Annotated in this window: 15 protein-coding genes; 8 read left to right on the top strand and 7 right to left on the bottom strand. The window is 61.2% G+C overall.

The window, feature by feature from the left end:
* Positions 1-43 precede the first annotated feature (43 nt).
* Together AAC645_RS00075 and AAC645_RS00070 are read left to right on the top strand one after the other, a co-directional pair.
* Positions 44-1,975: a CHASE2 domain-containing protein gene (locus AAC645_RS00075; protein WP_340312948.1), complete on the top strand. Its 1,932-nt coding sequence runs from the start codon at positions 44-46 to the stop codon at positions 1,973-1,975.
* A 162-nt stretch (positions 1,976-2,137) separates the two neighbouring features.
* Complete coding sequence (locus AAC645_RS00070) at positions 2,138-2,581, top strand: BLUF domain-containing protein (RefSeq protein ID WP_340312947.1); 444 nt, start codon at positions 2,138-2,140, stop codon at positions 2,579-2,581.
* An 87-nt stretch (positions 2,582-2,668) separates the two neighbouring features.
* Here AAC645_RS00070 and AAC645_RS00065 read toward each other — a convergent pair whose 3' ends face one another.
* The 3 genes from AAC645_RS00065 to AAC645_RS00055 are packed head-to-tail and all read right to left on the bottom strand — an operon-like array spanning position 2,669 to position 5,279.
* Positions 2,669-3,142, bottom strand: coding sequence for a GreA/GreB family elongation factor (locus tag AAC645_RS00065; protein ID WP_340312946.1), 474 nt, complete (start codon positions 3,140-3,142; stop codon positions 2,669-2,671).
* The gene (locus tag AAC645_RS00060; RefSeq protein WP_340312944.1) at positions 3,139-3,936 is read right to left on the bottom strand and encodes a DUF1365 domain-containing protein; all 798 of its coding nucleotides are present in this window, start codon (positions 3,934-3,936) and stop codon (positions 3,139-3,141) included. Before AAC645_RS00060 ends, AAC645_RS00065 begins: the two co-directional genes overlap by 4 nt.
* On the bottom strand, positions 3,933-5,279 hold the full coding sequence (locus AAC645_RS00055) for an NAD(P)/FAD-dependent oxidoreductase (protein ID WP_340312942.1): 1,347 nt from the start codon (positions 5,277-5,279) through the stop codon (positions 3,933-3,935). The genes AAC645_RS00060 and AAC645_RS00055 overlap by 4 nt, the downstream gene beginning before the upstream one ends.
* Before the next feature lie 224 nt (positions 5,280-5,503).
* Here AAC645_RS00055 and AAC645_RS00050 point away from each other — a divergent pair, with 224 nt between their 5' ends.
* The 3 genes from AAC645_RS00050 (at position 5,504) to AAC645_RS00040 (ending at position 7,990) form a co-directional block, all read left to right on the top strand.
* Positions 5,504-6,304 (top strand): DUF1295 domain-containing protein, encoded by an 801-nt coding sequence (locus AAC645_RS00050; RefSeq protein ID WP_340312940.1) that lies wholly within the window; start codon positions 5,504-5,506, stop codon positions 6,302-6,304.
* A gap of 13 nt (positions 6,305-6,317) precedes the next feature.
* Positions 6,318-7,343 carry an SAM-dependent methyltransferase gene (locus AAC645_RS00045; protein WP_340312938.1) on the top strand — a complete coding sequence of 342 codons (1,026 nt, stop codon included), beginning with the start codon at positions 6,318-6,320 and terminating at the stop codon, positions 7,341-7,343.
* Positions 7,344-7,477: 134 nt separating this feature from the next.
* Positions 7,478-7,990 (top strand): host attachment family protein, encoded by a 513-nt coding sequence (locus AAC645_RS00040; RefSeq protein WP_340312937.1) that lies wholly within the window; start codon positions 7,478-7,480, stop codon positions 7,988-7,990.
* 230 nt (positions 7,991-8,220) lie between these two features.
* On the opposite strand, the gene AAC645_RS00035 is transcribed toward AAC645_RS00040, so the two are convergent.
* Positions 8,221-9,438, bottom strand: a complete 1,218-nt coding sequence (locus AAC645_RS00035; RefSeq protein WP_340312936.1) for a cytochrome P450 — start codon at positions 9,436-9,438, stop codon at positions 8,221-8,223.
* A 198-nt stretch (positions 9,439-9,636) separates the two neighbouring features.
* Between AAC645_RS00035 and AAC645_RS00030 the strand changes: the two genes are divergently transcribed.
* From AAC645_RS00030 to AAC645_RS00020, 3 genes are all read left to right on the top strand, one after another.
* Positions 9,637-10,320 carry a TetR/AcrR family transcriptional regulator gene (locus AAC645_RS00030; protein ID WP_340312934.1) on the top strand — a complete coding sequence of 228 codons (684 nt, stop codon included), beginning with the start codon at positions 9,637-9,639 and terminating at the stop codon, positions 10,318-10,320.
* Between the two features lie 262 nt (positions 10,321-10,582).
* Positions 10,583-11,209: a TetR/AcrR family transcriptional regulator gene (locus AAC645_RS00025; protein WP_340312933.1), complete on the top strand. Its 627-nt coding sequence runs from the start codon at positions 10,583-10,585 to the stop codon at positions 11,207-11,209.
* A gap of 360 nt (positions 11,210-11,569) precedes the next feature.
* Positions 11,570-13,198 (top strand): L,D-transpeptidase family protein, encoded by a 1,629-nt coding sequence (locus AAC645_RS00020; protein ID WP_340312932.1) that lies wholly within the window; start codon positions 11,570-11,572, stop codon positions 13,196-13,198.
* A gap of 109 nt (positions 13,199-13,307) precedes the next feature.
* Here the strand turns inward: AAC645_RS00020 and AAC645_RS00015 are convergent, their stop codons facing one another.
* From AAC645_RS00015 to AAC645_RS00005, 3 genes are all read right to left on the bottom strand, one after another.
* Positions 13,308-13,808 carry an SRPBCC family protein gene (locus AAC645_RS00015; RefSeq protein ID WP_340312931.1) on the bottom strand — a complete coding sequence of 167 codons (501 nt, stop codon included), beginning with the start codon at positions 13,806-13,808 and terminating at the stop codon, positions 13,308-13,310.
* Positions 13,809-13,931: 123 nt separating this feature from the next.
* A complete protein-coding gene (locus AAC645_RS00010; protein ID WP_340312929.1) occupies positions 13,932-14,459 on the bottom strand; it encodes an SRPBCC family protein in 528 nt (175 codons plus the stop codon).
* A 310-nt stretch (positions 14,460-14,769) separates the two neighbouring features.
* Positions 14,770-15,600 carry an alpha/beta fold hydrolase gene (locus AAC645_RS00005; protein WP_340312927.1) on the bottom strand — a complete coding sequence of 277 codons (831 nt, stop codon included), beginning with the start codon at positions 15,598-15,600 and terminating at the stop codon, positions 14,770-14,772.
* Between the last annotated feature and the right edge of the window lie 515 nt (positions 15,601-16,115).

Raw genomic sequence — 16,115 nt, 5'->3', positions numbered from 1 at the left:
GGAGGGGATGGACGCCCCTGATCTATCATAGCACAACGAGGCAATGCGCCATCCTTCCGACGGTCTCGACATATTCAGCGACGAGGAACCGACCTTGGCCAAAATTGGCCCGCGATCGACGATCAGCGCACGCGTCGCGGTCGAATGGCTGGTGCTCGCGCTGCTGGCGAGCATGCTGGTCGCGGCGCTTGTGCTCGGGCGGGTCACGGAACGGCTCGACTATATCGTCTATGATCATGCGCTGGCTTCGGCCGAGCGCCCCCCGCCGGATGACATCGTCATCGTCGCTATCGACAATCGCAGCATGGAGGAGATCGGCCGCTGGCCCTGGCGGCGCAGCATCCATGCCCAGCTGCTGGACCGCCTGGCCGAAGCGCGTCCGCGCGCCATCGGCTATGACGTGCTGTTCGTCGACCCCAGCCCTGACGACGCAATGCTCGCAGCGGCGGTACGGCGCACCCGGACCTATCTGCCGCTGGTGATCGACACGCCCGGCAGCAACGGCGCGGCCTATGACATTGCGGCCCCTTCGGGCCCGCTGGCGGCGGCAGCCGCCGCGATGGCTCAGGTAAACCTTCACTTCGATGGCGATCGCGTCGTCCGCAAAGTCTATCTCGAGGAAGGCGGCGGCGGTCGGTCCTGGCTTCAGCTTGGCGCCGTCATGGCCGGCCTGCGGGCAGCGGGCGACGGCGGAGCGGGCCTGGCCGGATTGCACCAGGAGCGGCCGGTGCTGATCCCCTATGGGGGAACGACCGGCCATGTCCCGTCTATCTCCTTTGTGGACCTGCTCGACGGACGAGTGCCGCCCGAGCTGCTGGCGGGCCGCTATGTCCTGATCGGCGCTACCGCCGATGGCCTGGGCGACAGCTACCCCACGCCCACCTCGGGCGCGACCAGCCAGATGTCCGGAGTGGAGATCCAGGCCCATCTACTCGACACGCTGCTGCGCGGCGATGCCATCACCCCGGCTTCGCCGGCTTGGCAGCTCGCCTTCGCCCTTGCGGGAATCTCGATCGTGCTGATCGGCCTGCTGCGACTGCGATCGCGCGGCAACGCCCTGCTCGCTCTTGGGGCTACCCTGGCGATCATCAGCCTAAGCCTCGGGTTGTTTCGCTTCGCTCACATCTGGTTGCCGCCGGTTTCGGCGCTGATCGGCCTGCTGTTCGTCGTTTCGATCGCGGCGTGGCGAGAACGCATGCGGCTCCGCCAGACGCTACTGCGCGAACGAATAGTGGCGGCGGCGACCGAGGGCGAGTTGCAGGCGGCACGGAGCATCCAGCTAGGTATGCTGCCGCCGCGGGCCGATCTCGCCAGCTTCGATCCGCGGATCGACATCGACGCCCTGCTCGAGCCCGCGCGATCGATCGGCGGCGATCTCTACGACGTGATCCGCATCGATGCCGACCGGATTGCCTTCCTGGTGGGGGACGTCACCGGCAAGGGCGTGCCCGCCGCGCTGTTCATGGCGCTGTCCAAGGCGCTCGCCAAGAGCGTGCTGCTACGCGGCCTCCCGAGCCTCGCCGACGCGGCCGCCGTCCTCAATCAGGAACTGGACCGCGACAACAGCGAAGCGATGAACGTGACGATGCTGATCGGCATTATCGATTTGGCAGCCGGCGATCTGGTGCTGACCAGCGCCGGGCACGAGGACCCGCTTCACATCCATGCAGACGGCGGCATCGCACCGCGCAAGCTGGATGGCGGGCCGCCTTTCTGCATCGTCGACTTTCCCTATCCCGAAGAGAGGATGAAGCTGATGCCCGGCGAAACCCTGCTGCTGGTATCCGACGGTGTCAGCGAAGCGCTCGACGGACGCGATGCGCTGTTCGGCCATGAACGCCTGCTCGCAGCGCTCGCTGGACGCCATAGCGCCAGCGAGATGGTCGAAGCGGTCCGCGACGCGGTGCGCGCCTTCGAGGACGGCACCGATCCCACCGATGACCTGACGGTGATGGCGGTGCGCTATCTGGGTTAGGGCGGCGCTGGACTGAACGCAGGGCGCGTTGTCGAGCCGACCGGCGGGGCTGGCCGACAAGCGCCACGCCGCTTGGATGCGCAATCTTCCGGGGTAGACGGAGAGCCGGGTCTGACGAAAAAGGAGGAGCTGCGTTCAATCTTTTGTTCGAGGAGTTGCCGAATGGTTTCACCTTACACGCTTTTATGTGTCAGCGAGGCATCCCGGGGGTTTCGGCTCCATCCAGCCATCGATGAGATCGTGGAAAGATCGGTTCGCAGGAACCACAGCGTCGGCATCACGGGTGTCCTGATCTACAGCGGCGGCTATTTCTCGCAATATCTCGAAGGAATGCAGCACGATGTCGACGCCCTCGTCGACAGAATCCGGGCAGATCCGCGGCATCATTCGCTAAGGGTGATGAACACGGCCATCAGGAGCGAGCGACTATGTTCCGAATGGAGCCTCGCTTATGCCGGCGACGCCGGCTTCGTACAGAAGGAAGTGACGAGGCTGTTCGCCGCCGCGCAAAATGCGAGTTTCAGGACGAGCGCCTCGATGCGCATGATCGACCTGATGCAAGATTTCATCGCGATGCGCGGGAAGCGGGGGCCGACGATCCATTGACCATGGAGGTGTGATCGGCAGAAACGCTTCCTTGCCCTTGGCGAGTCTGCCGGATCAGCGAGAAAGCGTGGCCAGCTGCGGCGCCTGTCAGATCGCCACCACCCCCAGCACCTCGATAGCATCCGCCTCCCCACCAAAATCCGCGAAGTCCCCCCTGCCCGCGCCGATTAGCGCGCGTGCCAGCGGCGATGCATAGGACACCAGACCGGCCGCCGGATCGGCCTCGTCGTCACCCACAATCGAAACCTCCGCTTCCTTGCCGCGCAGCCGGTATCGGACGCGAGTCCCGAACGCCGCCACCTCGCCATCGGCGGGGGGCTGGATTTCCATCGTCGCGCGGCGGGTGTGCCAGTAGCGCAGATCGCGCTTACCAGCTTTGAGTTCATCCTCCGCGGCGTCCGCTTTGGTCGCGGCGTCGATTGCCGCCTCGATCTCGGCGATGCGCGCCTCGATCAGCTTCGCGCCGCGTTCGGTGACGAGGTTGGGGCCAGGCGGGATCGGCAGTTCGAACTTGGGTTCGAGATGTTCCTCGTCGCTCTCGCGGCGGAACGCGACGCTCATGCCGGGACGACCGGCACGTCACTGCAGGCGACGATCGAGACACCATCGCCGCCGCTGGCGATGTGACGGCGCACTCCGACGCGCTTGAGGAACAGCCACAGCGCCTCGAGATGGATGCCGGCGACCACCTTCAGCGTCAGCAGCGGGTGGCGCAGGAAGGCCCTGGCGAGCGCGCCGTCGCTCAACTCCCGGCGCTTGCCCGAGAAAGCCGCGACGATCAGGGGACCTTTCGCGTCGCCACCAGCGACCACGACCCGCGCCTTCTCCATCGGCGGCTCGACGGTGAAGTCGTAACGCATGTCGATATCCATGAAGGGCGAGACATAGAGGCGCTTGTCGCAGGCTTGACGGATTATCGGCGCACGCGCCTGGCCCTCGGCCACCGGGATCACATAGCTGTGCCGTTCCTTGAAGGTATTCGTCACCTCGTAGATGATCGTCGCCAGCCGGCCGTCGCGGCGGTGGCAGAACCACACCGAAATAGGATTGAAGACATGGCCCAGCATGCGCGGCATGGTGAGCAAACGGATTGGGCCGCCGTCCGGTTCCTGCCCCGCGCGCGCCATCAGCGCCTCGATCTGGAAGCGCAGCGGTATTTCGCTGCGGTTTGCGAAGTCCTTGTCGTGGAAGGAGAAGAGGTTGAAGCGGTTGCGCGAGAACAGCCGCAGCCGGCCCGCCATCGCGTCGATCTCGTCAAGGTCGAACAGGCACTGGAAAACGCGGTAGCGCAGCCGGTGGACCCGCGGCCGAAAGCGCTGGTGGAAGACTTCTCCGGTGTAGATCGAGGATTTCACGCCGCCGCTTCGCGCGTCTGCGCGAGCTCCATCGCCAGCCGGCCATTTGGCTCCTCGACTGTCCAGGGCCGCGCGGCGCCGAGCATCTCGGCGACGGCAAGGCCCGACTGCAGCCCATCCTCATGGAAGCCCGCGCCGAAATGCGCTCCGCAGTAGAAAGTATTGCGCTGGCCCTGGATCGCCCAGATCCGCCGCTGCGCGTCCAGCGCGGCATGATCGAAGATCGGGTGCTCGAAGCTGGCGCGGTCGATCTCGTGCCCCGCGCCGATGGCGCGATTAGGATTGAGCGTGACGACCAGTGGCCGTTTCGTCTCAAAACCCTGCAGCCGGTTCATCCAGTAGCTAACGCAGAGATCGCCGGTAGCGTCGTTGGCATGGCGGCGACCGAAATAATTCCACGCGCCCCATAGCGCGCGGCGCTTGGGCATCAGTGCCGGATCGTCGTGCAGCACGGCCAGATTGTTGCTGTAGCGGAATGCTCCGAGCAGCTGGCGTTCCTGCGGGCTGGGATCGGCGAGCATCGCCAGCGCCTGGTTGCCATGCGCGGCGATCACCACCTCATCGAAGCGGTCAGCGTTGCCAGTGCAGTCGGTGATCGTCACCTGTCCGCCTTTTCGCTCGACCTTCGCGACCGGCGTGCCGAGCCGCAGTTCGCCGTTGAACTCCGCCAGGATGCGGTCGACATAGGTGCGGCTGCCGCCGATAACGGTGCGCCACTTCGGGCGGCGGCCGAGATCGAGCAGGCCATGATTGTCGCAGAAGCGGACAAACGCCTCCGCCGGATAGTCGAGCAGCAGCTGCGCCGGTGCCGACCAGATCGCCGCGGCCATCGGCAGCAGGTGATCATCGCGGAACGCATTGCCATATCGGCCCTGCTCCAGCATCTGACCCAGCGTCATCTCGCCGAAGCTGCCGATCTGCGCACCCGCCTCGCGATAGAAGCGGACAAGGTTGCGCAGCATCGACCAGAAGCGGCGCGAGAACAGGTTCGAAGGCTGGGCGAAAAGCTGCCAGATGCGATCGCCGGCAGCATATTCGAGCTTGCCGTCGTCGAGCGACACCGCGAAGCTCATGTCGGTGGCGCGCGCCGGAACGCCGAGGTGGTCGAGCATCGCGATCAGGTTGGGATAGGTGCGATCGTTGAACACGATGAACCCGGTGTCGACGCCGAGCGAACTGCCATCGCCCATATCCACGTCAATGGTGCGGGTGTGGCCGCCGGGCCGGGACTCGGCTTCGTACAGCACCACGTCGTTCTGCCTGGAAAGCATCCAGGCGGCCGAGAGCCCGGTGATCCCGCTGCCAATAACAGCGATACGCTGGCCCGCGCGGCCTTTCGACATGAACCTGTTCCCCGTCATCGCCCTGCCCCATCTGCCTCGGCCCAGATACGGCGCCCGGCGGGAAGAGGTTGCGTGCTAGCCCGCTCCGACTGCTAACCCACGTTATGGAAAGCGCAATCCCGAATCGTCGGGCGACATGCCGCAACGCATTGGCTTGAGCCGCCGTATAGGATTAGGAGAGCGGGCTCGGGGTGTTGTGAGTTCTTTGGGGGGGCAGCGAAACAATGGGCGCGATTACCGCCATCACCGTCGCATCACTGATCATGTCGGCGATGATGATGGTCGCCTGGGCCGTGCAGAAGGCGACCGCACAATCCGGCTGGGCCGATGTCTTCTGGTCGTTCGCGATCGGCATTGGCGGGCTAGTCGTGTCGCTGCTGGTGAAGGGCGATGCACCGTTCGAGCGCAACCTGCTGGTAGGTGCGATGGTGGTGTTCTGGTCGATGCGACTGGGCTTCCACATCCTCGCCCGCACCGCCTCCGCCAGCTACGAGGATCCGCGCTATGCCGATCTACGCCGTGCGTGGGGCGACAGGTTCCAGCTCCGGCTGTTTCTGTTCCTGCAGATCCAGGCGCTGTGTGGGATCGGGCTGGTCGTCACAGTCTATGCCGCCGCGCATCGGCCAGGGGCGCTGTCGATCGCTGACTTTGCCGGGCTGGCGCTGCTGATCGTCTCGGTCATCGGCGAAGGCATCGCGGATCGTCAACTGCGCGCATTCACCGCGGACAAGGCAAATCACGGCAAGGTCTGCGAGACGGGGCTGTGGTCCTGGTCGCGGCACCCCAATTATTTCTTCGAATGGCTCGGCTGGTTGTCCTATCCGGTCATGGCGATCTCGCCGACAGGTGGCTGGTGGCAAGGTTGGCTCGCGTTGATCGGGCCTGTGTTGATGTACTGGCTGCTGGTGCATGTCTCGGGCATTCCGCCGCTCGAGGCGCACATGCTCAAGAGCCGTGGCGACGCCTTTCGCAAATCGATGGCGCGGACCAGCGCCTTCTTCCCCCTGCCCCCTCGCAAAAGCTGATGGATATATACTGATGGACCTTATCGCCGCCGCCACTGCCGCCGTCGAGCGGCTGCCCCTGCCCGACGCCGTTACCCTTGCGGGTGTCGAGTTTCTCGTCGGGCGCACCGGCCGCAAGCTTGCGCGGCAGCCGGACAACAGCGAAGCCTTCGCACGCACGATGGGCGACTATCCGATCGCTATCCATGTCGAAGACGCCAATGCCCAGCATTATGAGGTGCCTGCCGCCTTCTTCGACCTCTGCCTGGGTCCGCGTCGCAAATATAGCTGCTGCTACTACGAAGCCCCAAGCACGACAATCGCAGAGGCGGAAGACGCCGCGCTCGCCCAGACCGTCGAGCATGCCCGGCTGGCGGACGGACAGCATATCCTCGAACTCGGCTGCGGCTGGGGCTCGCTCAGCCTCTATATGGCCGCGCGCTACCCGAATGCCCGCATCACCGCGGTATCGAATTCGCATTCGCAGCGGCGGCATATCGAGAAGCTCGCCGCGGCGCAGGGATCCACCAACCTGAACGTCGTCACCTGCGACATGAACGACTTCCAGGCCGAGGCGCTGTTCGATCGCGTGGTCTCGGTCGAGATGTTCGAGCATATGTCGAACTGGGAAGCGCTGCTCACCAAGGTGAAGTCCTGGCTGAGGCCCGACGGCTATCTGTTCATCCACATCTTCACCCACGACGGGGCAAGCTACCGCTTCGATCATGCCGACAAGGCCGACTGGATCGCTCAACATTTCTTCACCGGCGGCATCATGCCGAGCCACAGCCTGATCGGCCATTTCCCAAAGCTCTTCGCGGTGGAGGAGGAATGGCGCTGGAATGGCGAGCATTACGCCCGCACCGCATTCGACTGGCTGGCGCGATTCGATGTCAATCAGCCGGCGATCGCCGCGATCTTCCGCGAAACCTACGGCAAGGACGCCCAACTGTGGGAGCGCCGCTGGCGCCTGTTCTTCCTCGCGACCGCGGGGCTTTTCAGGCATCAGGGCGGGGGCCCCTGGGCCGTCAGCCATTATCGGCTGAAGCCGGCATCCTAACGTCCGATCATTTTTGAATCTTGAGCCGCATTTCAGGCTGGTTCAATCCAAACCGGCCAAGATCCATCTGCCCCGCCGCCGCAACCTTGCCTTTGGATCAGGCGTTGGGTCCGAGCATTGGCAGGAGAAGAGCTATGCGAGTTCCCCACAACGCGTTCGTTGTCATAGCAGACGGTCGCAAGATGCTGTTTTTACGGAACGAAGGCGATACGGAGGTTCTCAATCTCCAGGTAGAGCGCAAGGAGATTCACGAGAATCCCAAGGATTCGGATCAGAAGCGGGATGCTTCCGGAAGGGCACCGTCCACCCAGAGCGGACCGGGCGCACCATCCATCGCTCAGAACGGCTCCATGCACGCACGAGGCGGCGGCGCACAGTTCGCGCCGTCTCGCGGCACCATGGGCGAGACCGACTTTCATCAACTTGAGGAAGACCGCTTCGCCGAGGAGATCGCGGAGATGCTCAGGAAGCGAGCACTGTCGAATAATTTCGAAACGCTGATCATCGCCGCGCCTCCGCGTACCCTCGGCGAGCTGCGCAAACATTATCACAAGGAAGTGAAGGAGCGGCTCGCGGGCGAGATCGACAAGGATCTTACCGGCCATACGGTGCCCCAGATCGAAGAGGCGCTGCTCAACGCCGCTTGAGTTCATAGGCTGTCGTAACCACGCGAAGCGCTTGCGGATCCGTTGCCTCGCGGGGAGACGCGGTCGAACTCCTGGTCTGACGTCGCCCGTTTTGGCGATCGTCGCCTTGGTGAGAAAGGGCACACTCTCCGCCGGGAGCGCGCTCCGGCCTTTGAGCCTTTGAGGTAGCTGTCGGACCTACAGACGCATCCGCTTCAGCACCGCGAGAGCAGCCGCCGCGACATTCACCGCTATCGCCGGTCGAACGACATCCAGAGTGCCCGCAAGCCATAGGGGGTATAGCCTTCCAGCGGAACGCAGCTTGCGTCGCCACGGCTAAACCTGAAATTTTTGAGCCGCCGCGTAAGCGCCTGGAAGGCCAGGCGCATCTCGCCTCGGGCCAGCTGGTTGCCGATGCACAGATGAATGCCAGCACCGAACGCCAGATGGCCGCTCGCGTTTTTCCGCTGCAGATCGATGTCGGCAGGGCAGCTGAACTGCGCCGGATCTCGATTGGCCGCGCCGAAACGCACCTCTACGATTGAACCGGCCGGGACGGTTACGTCTCCGAACTGCACGTCCTCGAGCGCCTTGCGCCAAAGGCACTGCAGCGGCGAGGCTGTCCGCAGAGCTTCCTCGGAGAGCATCTTGGCAAGCGACGGGTCCGCGTGAACGGACTCGGCCAGTGCGGGCTGCTCGATCATCAGCCGCATGCCCGAGCCGAGCGTCGTCGTCGTCGTTTCGTTGCCTGCGACGAGGATCTGCATGATCAAGCTCTGCAGTTCGCGATTGTCCAGCCGGCGACCATCCGTCTCCAGATTGGCAAGGCGGCTGAGCAGCATGTCGTCGGGTTTGGCGCGGACGCGATCGATCTCATGCGACATATATTGCTGCATCTCGATCGTAATGCGCGCCAGTTCCAGCTGACGTTCAGGGGCCACGGGCGCCGTCGTTTCCACCGCCGCATCCGACCAGCGCTTAAACATCACGCGGTCCTCTCGCCGTACACCCAGCTGTTCGGCGATCACATACATCGGCAAGGGCACGGCGAAGTCTTCGAGAAAATCAATCTCGTCACAATCGATGAAGGCATCGATCAATTCCCCGATGATCTCGATGATCCTCGGTTCAAGTGCAGTAACCTTGGCGGTTGCGAAAACCTTGTCAACAAGGGTGCGATAGGTGCGATGTTCGGGCTGGTCGTTGGAGACCAGCGTGTCCATCGGAAGCCAGCCTCCCTTTGCGAACAGCTCATTAGCCTCGGGGGTCCAGCGATCGCCTATGAAACCCGCACGATTACTGAGAACGGAATGGCTCAACAATGCCTTGCGAACATCGTCATAGCGGGTGAGAACATAATAGCCGGTGGCAGGATCGTGGTACACCGGCTGCTCGTCCCGCAGCATGTCATAAACCGGAAACGGGCACTTTTGAACCTCAGGGTCCATAAAAGTCGGCATCGATGCCATGATCTTGCACTCTCCTGATCCCCTGCTCTGCAGGGTGCGGGCAATGACTTGCCGCATAAATCCATATGGTGTCCTTGCGCCAACTCGATATGTGAGTCAACAAAAGGAATGATCGTTCATTCCGATGCGGCGTGGATAGTGCGGTACCGGGTTCGAGTTTATAGGGCGTATTGCGAACGGCCGCACAGAAAGGTGATAATGGCACAATCGGCAGAAGCGACTTCGCGTCGGAAAGAACGGTTCGAGCGGCGGCAAGCTCAGATTCTGGACGCAGCACGCGCTTGCGTTCGTGCCGAAGGGTTCCACGCCGCCAGCATGAAGCGCATCGCCGCGGGAGCATCGATGGGCATTGGGCACATTTACCAATATTTCGAGAACAAAGAGGCGATCATGATCGCACTCAGCGAGTGCGACTTCGAAGACTTCATGCTGCACATCACTCAACTGGGCGATTGTACGGGCCTGGACGTGGACATGATCGTCAGAACCTTTTCAGGCAAGATCATGTGGCTGCTCGACCATGATCGCGCAGCACTCGCACTAGAGGTGATGGCCGAAGCGGGACGCAACCCTAAAGTGTCAGAACTGGTCGTGCGTGTAGATCACCGAGTCCGCAACGCAATCCGCAAGATTATTGAACCAGTGCTGGAAGGGCTTACCCCGCAGGAAATCGACGTGCGTATCGAAATGCTGCTGGTGATGACGCGCGCCCTTGCCATCCATGCGGGCACACATCCGGCCAGCGAGCGCCAGGTCCTTGCCGCCGGGTTCGAACTGGCGCTTCGAGGCGTGCTGTCGCCGGCGCGGGACCCTGGAGCCGCACATGGGGCATCGGTTCCCAGGAAGGTGCGCAGTTCAAGCGTCGCCTCGGAACGGAAATAGCCCGCCGCCAGTTCGCGGGGGTAGCAGGGCAGGTCTGCGTTCGATGCGCGCCTGCGCGCTGTGCTTGACCGCATCGAAGCCAATAGCGACGATTTGGATCGCTCCGTCACCGTGAAGGTGACCACATCGATCCGAGATCGCTCGAAGAGGAGCAAGGCGTGTATGTTCGCTTTTTTTCTGGACTAAACGTTGTAGCCATGGAATTTGGCAGACTAACGGGCAGGGGCTGTCGCTGAAGGCGATACGAAGGAGTTGGACGTCCATGACGGCGCGACGAGAAGAACGTATTAAGCGGCGGCGAACTCAGATCATCGACGCGGCGCGAGCATGCGTTCGCGATCATGGCTTCCACGCCGCAAGCATCAGTCGCATCGCCGCTACGGCAGCAATGAGTGCGGGGCACATCTACAAGTATTTTGAGAATAAAGAAGCGATCATGACAGCGCTTATAGAGCATGACATGGATGAGTTCATGCTACTCATAAGTCAGGTAGTCCAGTCCGAAAATCGGAGCATCGAATCTATTATCGAGTCGTTTGTTACCAAGCTTCCTTCAATTCTTGAAGGCGACCGCACGATCCTTTGGCTAGAGATTCAGGCCGAGGCTGGGCGCAATCCGAGAGTCAAAGAAATGGCCGTAAGGGCGGCTAGGCGATTCCTAGAGACAATTCGTAAGGTCATAGACCCCGTGCTTGAAGGATATACCGAGGAAGAACTCGAGAATCGTGCCGAAATGCTGCTGATATGCATGCACGGTCTTGGTCTGCAGGCAAGCGTACATTCAGGCAGCGGCGTCTCTGCCCTCCCGACTTCAGTTGGGTTCGTCTTTCAGACCGTGCTGTCGACGGCCTTTCAACCTGTGGCGCCGCGCAAGGTTAAAGCCGCATAGGGGCGCAGCCGCCACGGGGAGCTGGGCGGTGATCAACGTGTATTTTACCTCGAAGATTTCGAGACGGTCGAGGCTTGCTCCGGACGAGTTCGTTCGGCACTTTACTAATCCACAGCCTGCCCGCTACGCATTGTTGCGGCTGGCACGGCTCCGGCATGGGGAAGCTAAACCTTGTCCGGATACCTGATGAGCCGTCGACGCATCAGGCGCGCCAGTTTCGGATGATCGCGGTGACAGAGTTCGCGCAATTGGCCCGATTATCTCGACGGCAAATTACCGCTCTTTCCACGCAAATATGAGCTGCAGGCAATGCCTGGATGCGCCGTGAGTATTTCGCGTTCGCATAGGAGCGGCCCAGATATGCGCCGCGGGCGCCAGGGCCAAAACCTCGCACGCCGGCGAGATCCCGCCAACCCGAGATTAACCGCCAATAGCCGGCATCGCCCGTCGAAATGTTCGTATGCGATGCCACCGACGCGCGAGTTTGCCTCTCGGTTATTAAGGTCGGCACCTGATCGGCTCGAGGGCGTTGTAACCTGTGTCAGAGGAGAGTGTGTGCGCAGATCTGTCGTCGCTTCGGTGCTTTTGATTTCGGCCTTCGGATTATCGGCTTGTGGCTTTCGTCCCGAGGAGGGGGACGCAAGCAAAGTCGAGGCCCAGGTTGGTTGGAACCGGGAAAGTGCAGCCCAGTTGAAGAAGGCGATCGAGGCGCGGGCTGCTCACGGCCTCGATCGGATCGCGTTCGAAACCGACGCAGAGCCAGGGAGCGCCGAGGGGGACGCCCGGCTTACTCAGGCTGCGCTGGCCTTCGCCGGAGCGCTAGCGCGTGGAGTAGCCGAGCCGGAAAAGCTCTACGAGCTCTATACTGTACCGCGGCCACGGCCCAACCTGAGGCATGATCTGCATGTCGCCCTCGGCTCGGGCAAGCTGGAGGAATGGCTTCAAAGCCTTGCACCGCAAGATGCCAATTACCGCAGACTCTCCGACCAATATCTGGCACTGCGAAAGCCGGATACGAGTAGGAAGCCGCACATAGCGGCCGACGCAGAGCCCATCAGGCCCGGCGCGCGCGATCCACGGATGGCCGCCATTGCGCGACAATTGATCGAGTATGACTATCTCGGCCCACAAGCGACCGGCGACCGCTATACGCCGGCCATAGTGGTTGCTGTGAAGAAGATGCAGGCCGATTACGGCATCGCTCCTGATGGCCTGATCGGAAACGACGCCATCACGATCCTCAACCTGTCCGATGAGGAGCGCGCGCGTGCCATAGCCGTCAACATGGAGCGCCTGCGGTGGCTCGATCGCAGTTCGCCTCCCACTCGAATAGACGTGAACCTGGCGGCGGCGCGGCTGAGCTACTGGCGAGACGGCAAGCTTGTCGACATGCGTCGAGTGGTGGTCGGGCGGCCTGACAGGCCAACTCCGCAGCTCGGATCGCCGATCTACCGGCTGGTAGCCAATCCAACATGGACGGTACCGCGCTCAATCCAGCAAAAGGAGATCGCGCTCAAGGGGCCGGGCTATCTCAGAGCCAACAACATGTTTTGGAAGGACGGCTGGATCGTCCAGGGCTCCGGCCCGAAAAATTCACTTGGGCGGGTGAAATTCGACATGTCGAACGAGCACGCGATCTATTTGCATGACACTCCGGCCAAGTCGCTCTTCCAGATGCCGCAACGTCAGCGAAGCCATGGCTGCGTCAGGGTCGAGGATGCGCTCGGTTTCGCCGCGCTATTGGCGCGCGACAGCGGGATCGCCGAACAATGGCAAAAGGCTCTCGCGAGTGGCGAGGAGTCCTACGTGCCGTTGCCGAAGGAAATCCCCGTCCGGATGCTGTATCAGACCGTGCTCTTCGATCAGTCTGGAGATCCGGTTCTCAGGGCTGATCCTTATGAATGGAATGACCGTGTGGCAGCCAGACTCGGCTTCTCGCCACACACGACATATCATCTGAAGTCCGGCCAGGATGATCTCGGACCGTGATGCAACCCGTGGTCCCCGCGTGGTAGGCGGCCGGCAGCCCCGCGCCAACCGCCACCAATCACGACAACGTCAGTCTGTTGATATTCCTATTTTCTAGAAGTCGCGGCTTTCAGGCCGCCGACTTTTGGGAAGCATAATATCCATTGAGGCCCTTGAAGATCATCTCGTAGACCGCTTCCACGACTTCGCGAACATGGTCCACGCTGCCGGGCTCTACGACATCGAACACCGATGAGATGTGCATTTTAGTTCGGCCGTCCGGAAGAGGATCGAGCGCCCACGTCGCCAGATAATTGCGTACGCCCGCGATGAAGCCGTCGGTACCATTGTAAAAGAGCCGGCGTGCGAGGGGATCCTCATGGATCAGCGTCTCTCGATTTATGACTGGAAGACCACCTTCTTCGGTATTCGACCTTTCAAGAACCTTTGTCCGGGGGCAGCGCCCCTTTTCCCCTTCGAGATAGCATTTGCTGACTTTCATGCCCGCTTCCTGCAACTCATTGCCCCACCAGTCCATGGTGCCCCAGTCGGTCAACAGCTCCCAGAGCGTGTCGGCATCGATATCAATGATGCCCTCTCGGCATCCCGCTCCTCGTTGAATGGCAGCCATGATCATCTTCTCCTTCATCCATACATAAGGGCAGAATGACGGTTATTGGGCCCAATGTCGGCTATTCAAAAGAAGGCTCCACGCCAATAGAGATCAACCGCCAGGATCCGCGACACCTTTAGGTCAGACCGAAACAGCATCCGCCTTTTGCTGCTTGGCGAAATATTGTCTGAATCCGTTGACGATTGCATCGGAGTAGGTCCGCTCGATCAGCGAGATCATCAAGTTTAAGTCCGCCTCTTCGACCACGTCGAACTCGGACTTGAACGTCATCAGGGTCTCACCGGTAGGCAAGGCATCCAGCATCGTCGTCGCCAGATAGTTCCTGAACTCGCTGCGCAGGACGGCGCCGTTCGTGCTGGGACGAAAGTTCATGTCATAGACGATGCGCTTGGCTTCATTGTCCTGCAACCACAGCTTTTCGTCGATGGCCGAGCCGGTGACGTGGCGCACAACGCGGGTACGCGGCACCTCGTTCGGCTCACCCACCAGTTCCACGCTGGCGATGTTGGGGCCGGGACGGCCCCCATCTTCCGGCTTGACCCACCAGCGCTCGAAGTTGGCCCAATCTATCAGCAACTCCCAGACATCATCAAGCGGAGCATCGACGATCCCGCGATGTTCCGCATGCCCTCTCTTGTACTTCTGCATAAACCACTCCTTCGAAACCAATTTTAGAGTCACCGGCAGGAGAACCCGCTCCGACTTTCAGTCGGATGCGAACTCCAGCCTTGGACTCGGCAGATAGCTTGTAGCCTCGGAAAAAGGTGAGACGCCACGCCTATCGGCGTCCCACTTTCCCGAGGTCACAAGCTATGCAGGCATTTGACCGTTGTCACACGACATAGGCTGCCTCAATCTGTTTTTCACGCAGATTCCGCCTTGGCACCTCTCATACCACTCTTTGGCAGCAATTCACCCTTCTGGCGCGGGGTCAAGCCGGATAAGACGCGAATCTTGCTCAGGCGTGCGCTTGGGGGGCCTCCTTCACCGAAGCGAGAAATGCCAGGAAGGGCGCAAGGCAATCTTCGAAACGCTCGAAATATAGCTCATGCCCGCGGCCATGGATAACCTCCATGCGCGAATTTGGAGTGAGTTCATGCATACGCTTCTGATCAGCAAATGGCGCAGTCTTGCTGTTGGCCGGCGCCAGAATCAGCGTCGGAACCCGGAGGGTCGGCACCAAGGGAGTCAAGTCGACGCTGGGGAACAGCCGAGCCACGGCTGCAAGATTTTCAGAACGATTCTTGCACCATTCCTGCCGTATCCACCTTTCATGCCCGGCGCTGGTCGGAACGAGGCCACCGCCCTTGATGAGCATATCGACAAAGATCTCCGGCGGTGTATTTGCGACTTTTTCAGCCAGATCGCTATATCCATAACTGTCGGAGCCACGTGTTGGATCGGAGAGTGGCGTGGACATCAGCGTCAGCGATCGCAGACGTTCGGGAACCTTCGCGGCGAGCACTGCGCCGAACACGCCGCCTGCGGACTCACCGATATAATGGACCTTGTCCAGCCCAAGCTCGTCCAAGAAACCTATCATGTCGGACACCAGGATATCGACGGACCATTCGGCTTCCGGAGATGGATCCTCCGAGCGCCCATGGCCGCGCATGTCCCGGCGAATCACACGATAGTTTCCCATAAGGGACAGAGCCCAACGATAGAAAAAGCTCGAGCTCCTACCCCATCCATGCTGTATGACGACAGTCTCCCTATCGTCCCATGGATCGGTGAAATCATGATCCTCATAATAAAATTGAAGTCCATTCACACTGACATAAGGCATGGCGCATCCCTCATTTTTTCAGCGAGCACGCTCCCATGGCTGCGTGCCGGCATGAAGTTTGTATAATCTAAACGGCGTCAGGAAAAACCCTCTAAGAGTATCAATTGAGGACAGCAGTGAAGCTGCCTCGTTCACCCCCTCTTAGGCGCGCCGTTCGTCTCCAGTTCCCTCAATCGGGTGTAGATATTTGCAGCCTCATCGACATAGAGGCGGGACAGTTCAAAAGGACTGTCGCGAGGATGAAGCACATCGAGATCATCCAGCAGTTTGGAACGGCTGCCTGGCACAAGATCCATCACAAAGAGTGACATGACCCCTAGAAAGTCGCGAGCCTCGTCCTGATTCGTTCTGGCTGTCGACTATCAGCCCCATGGCGCCCATCCCTGCGCAGCACGCGATGGTCCCAGGCGTGGCCTGGGACCCAATGATAGGAAAGCTTGGAGCTCCTGCCCCATCCATGCTGGATGAAGACGAGTTCCGGGTCTTTCAGGGACCCGTAGATCGTCGTCGCATGG

Source organism: Rhizorhabdus argentea (assembly GCF_037861105.1).
GTDB lineage: Bacteria > Pseudomonadota > Alphaproteobacteria > Sphingomonadales > Sphingomonadaceae > Rhizorhabdus > Rhizorhabdus argentea.
The sequence above is the reverse complement of the archived record's forward strand: the minus strand, read 5'-3'. Positions and strand labels throughout refer to the sequence as shown.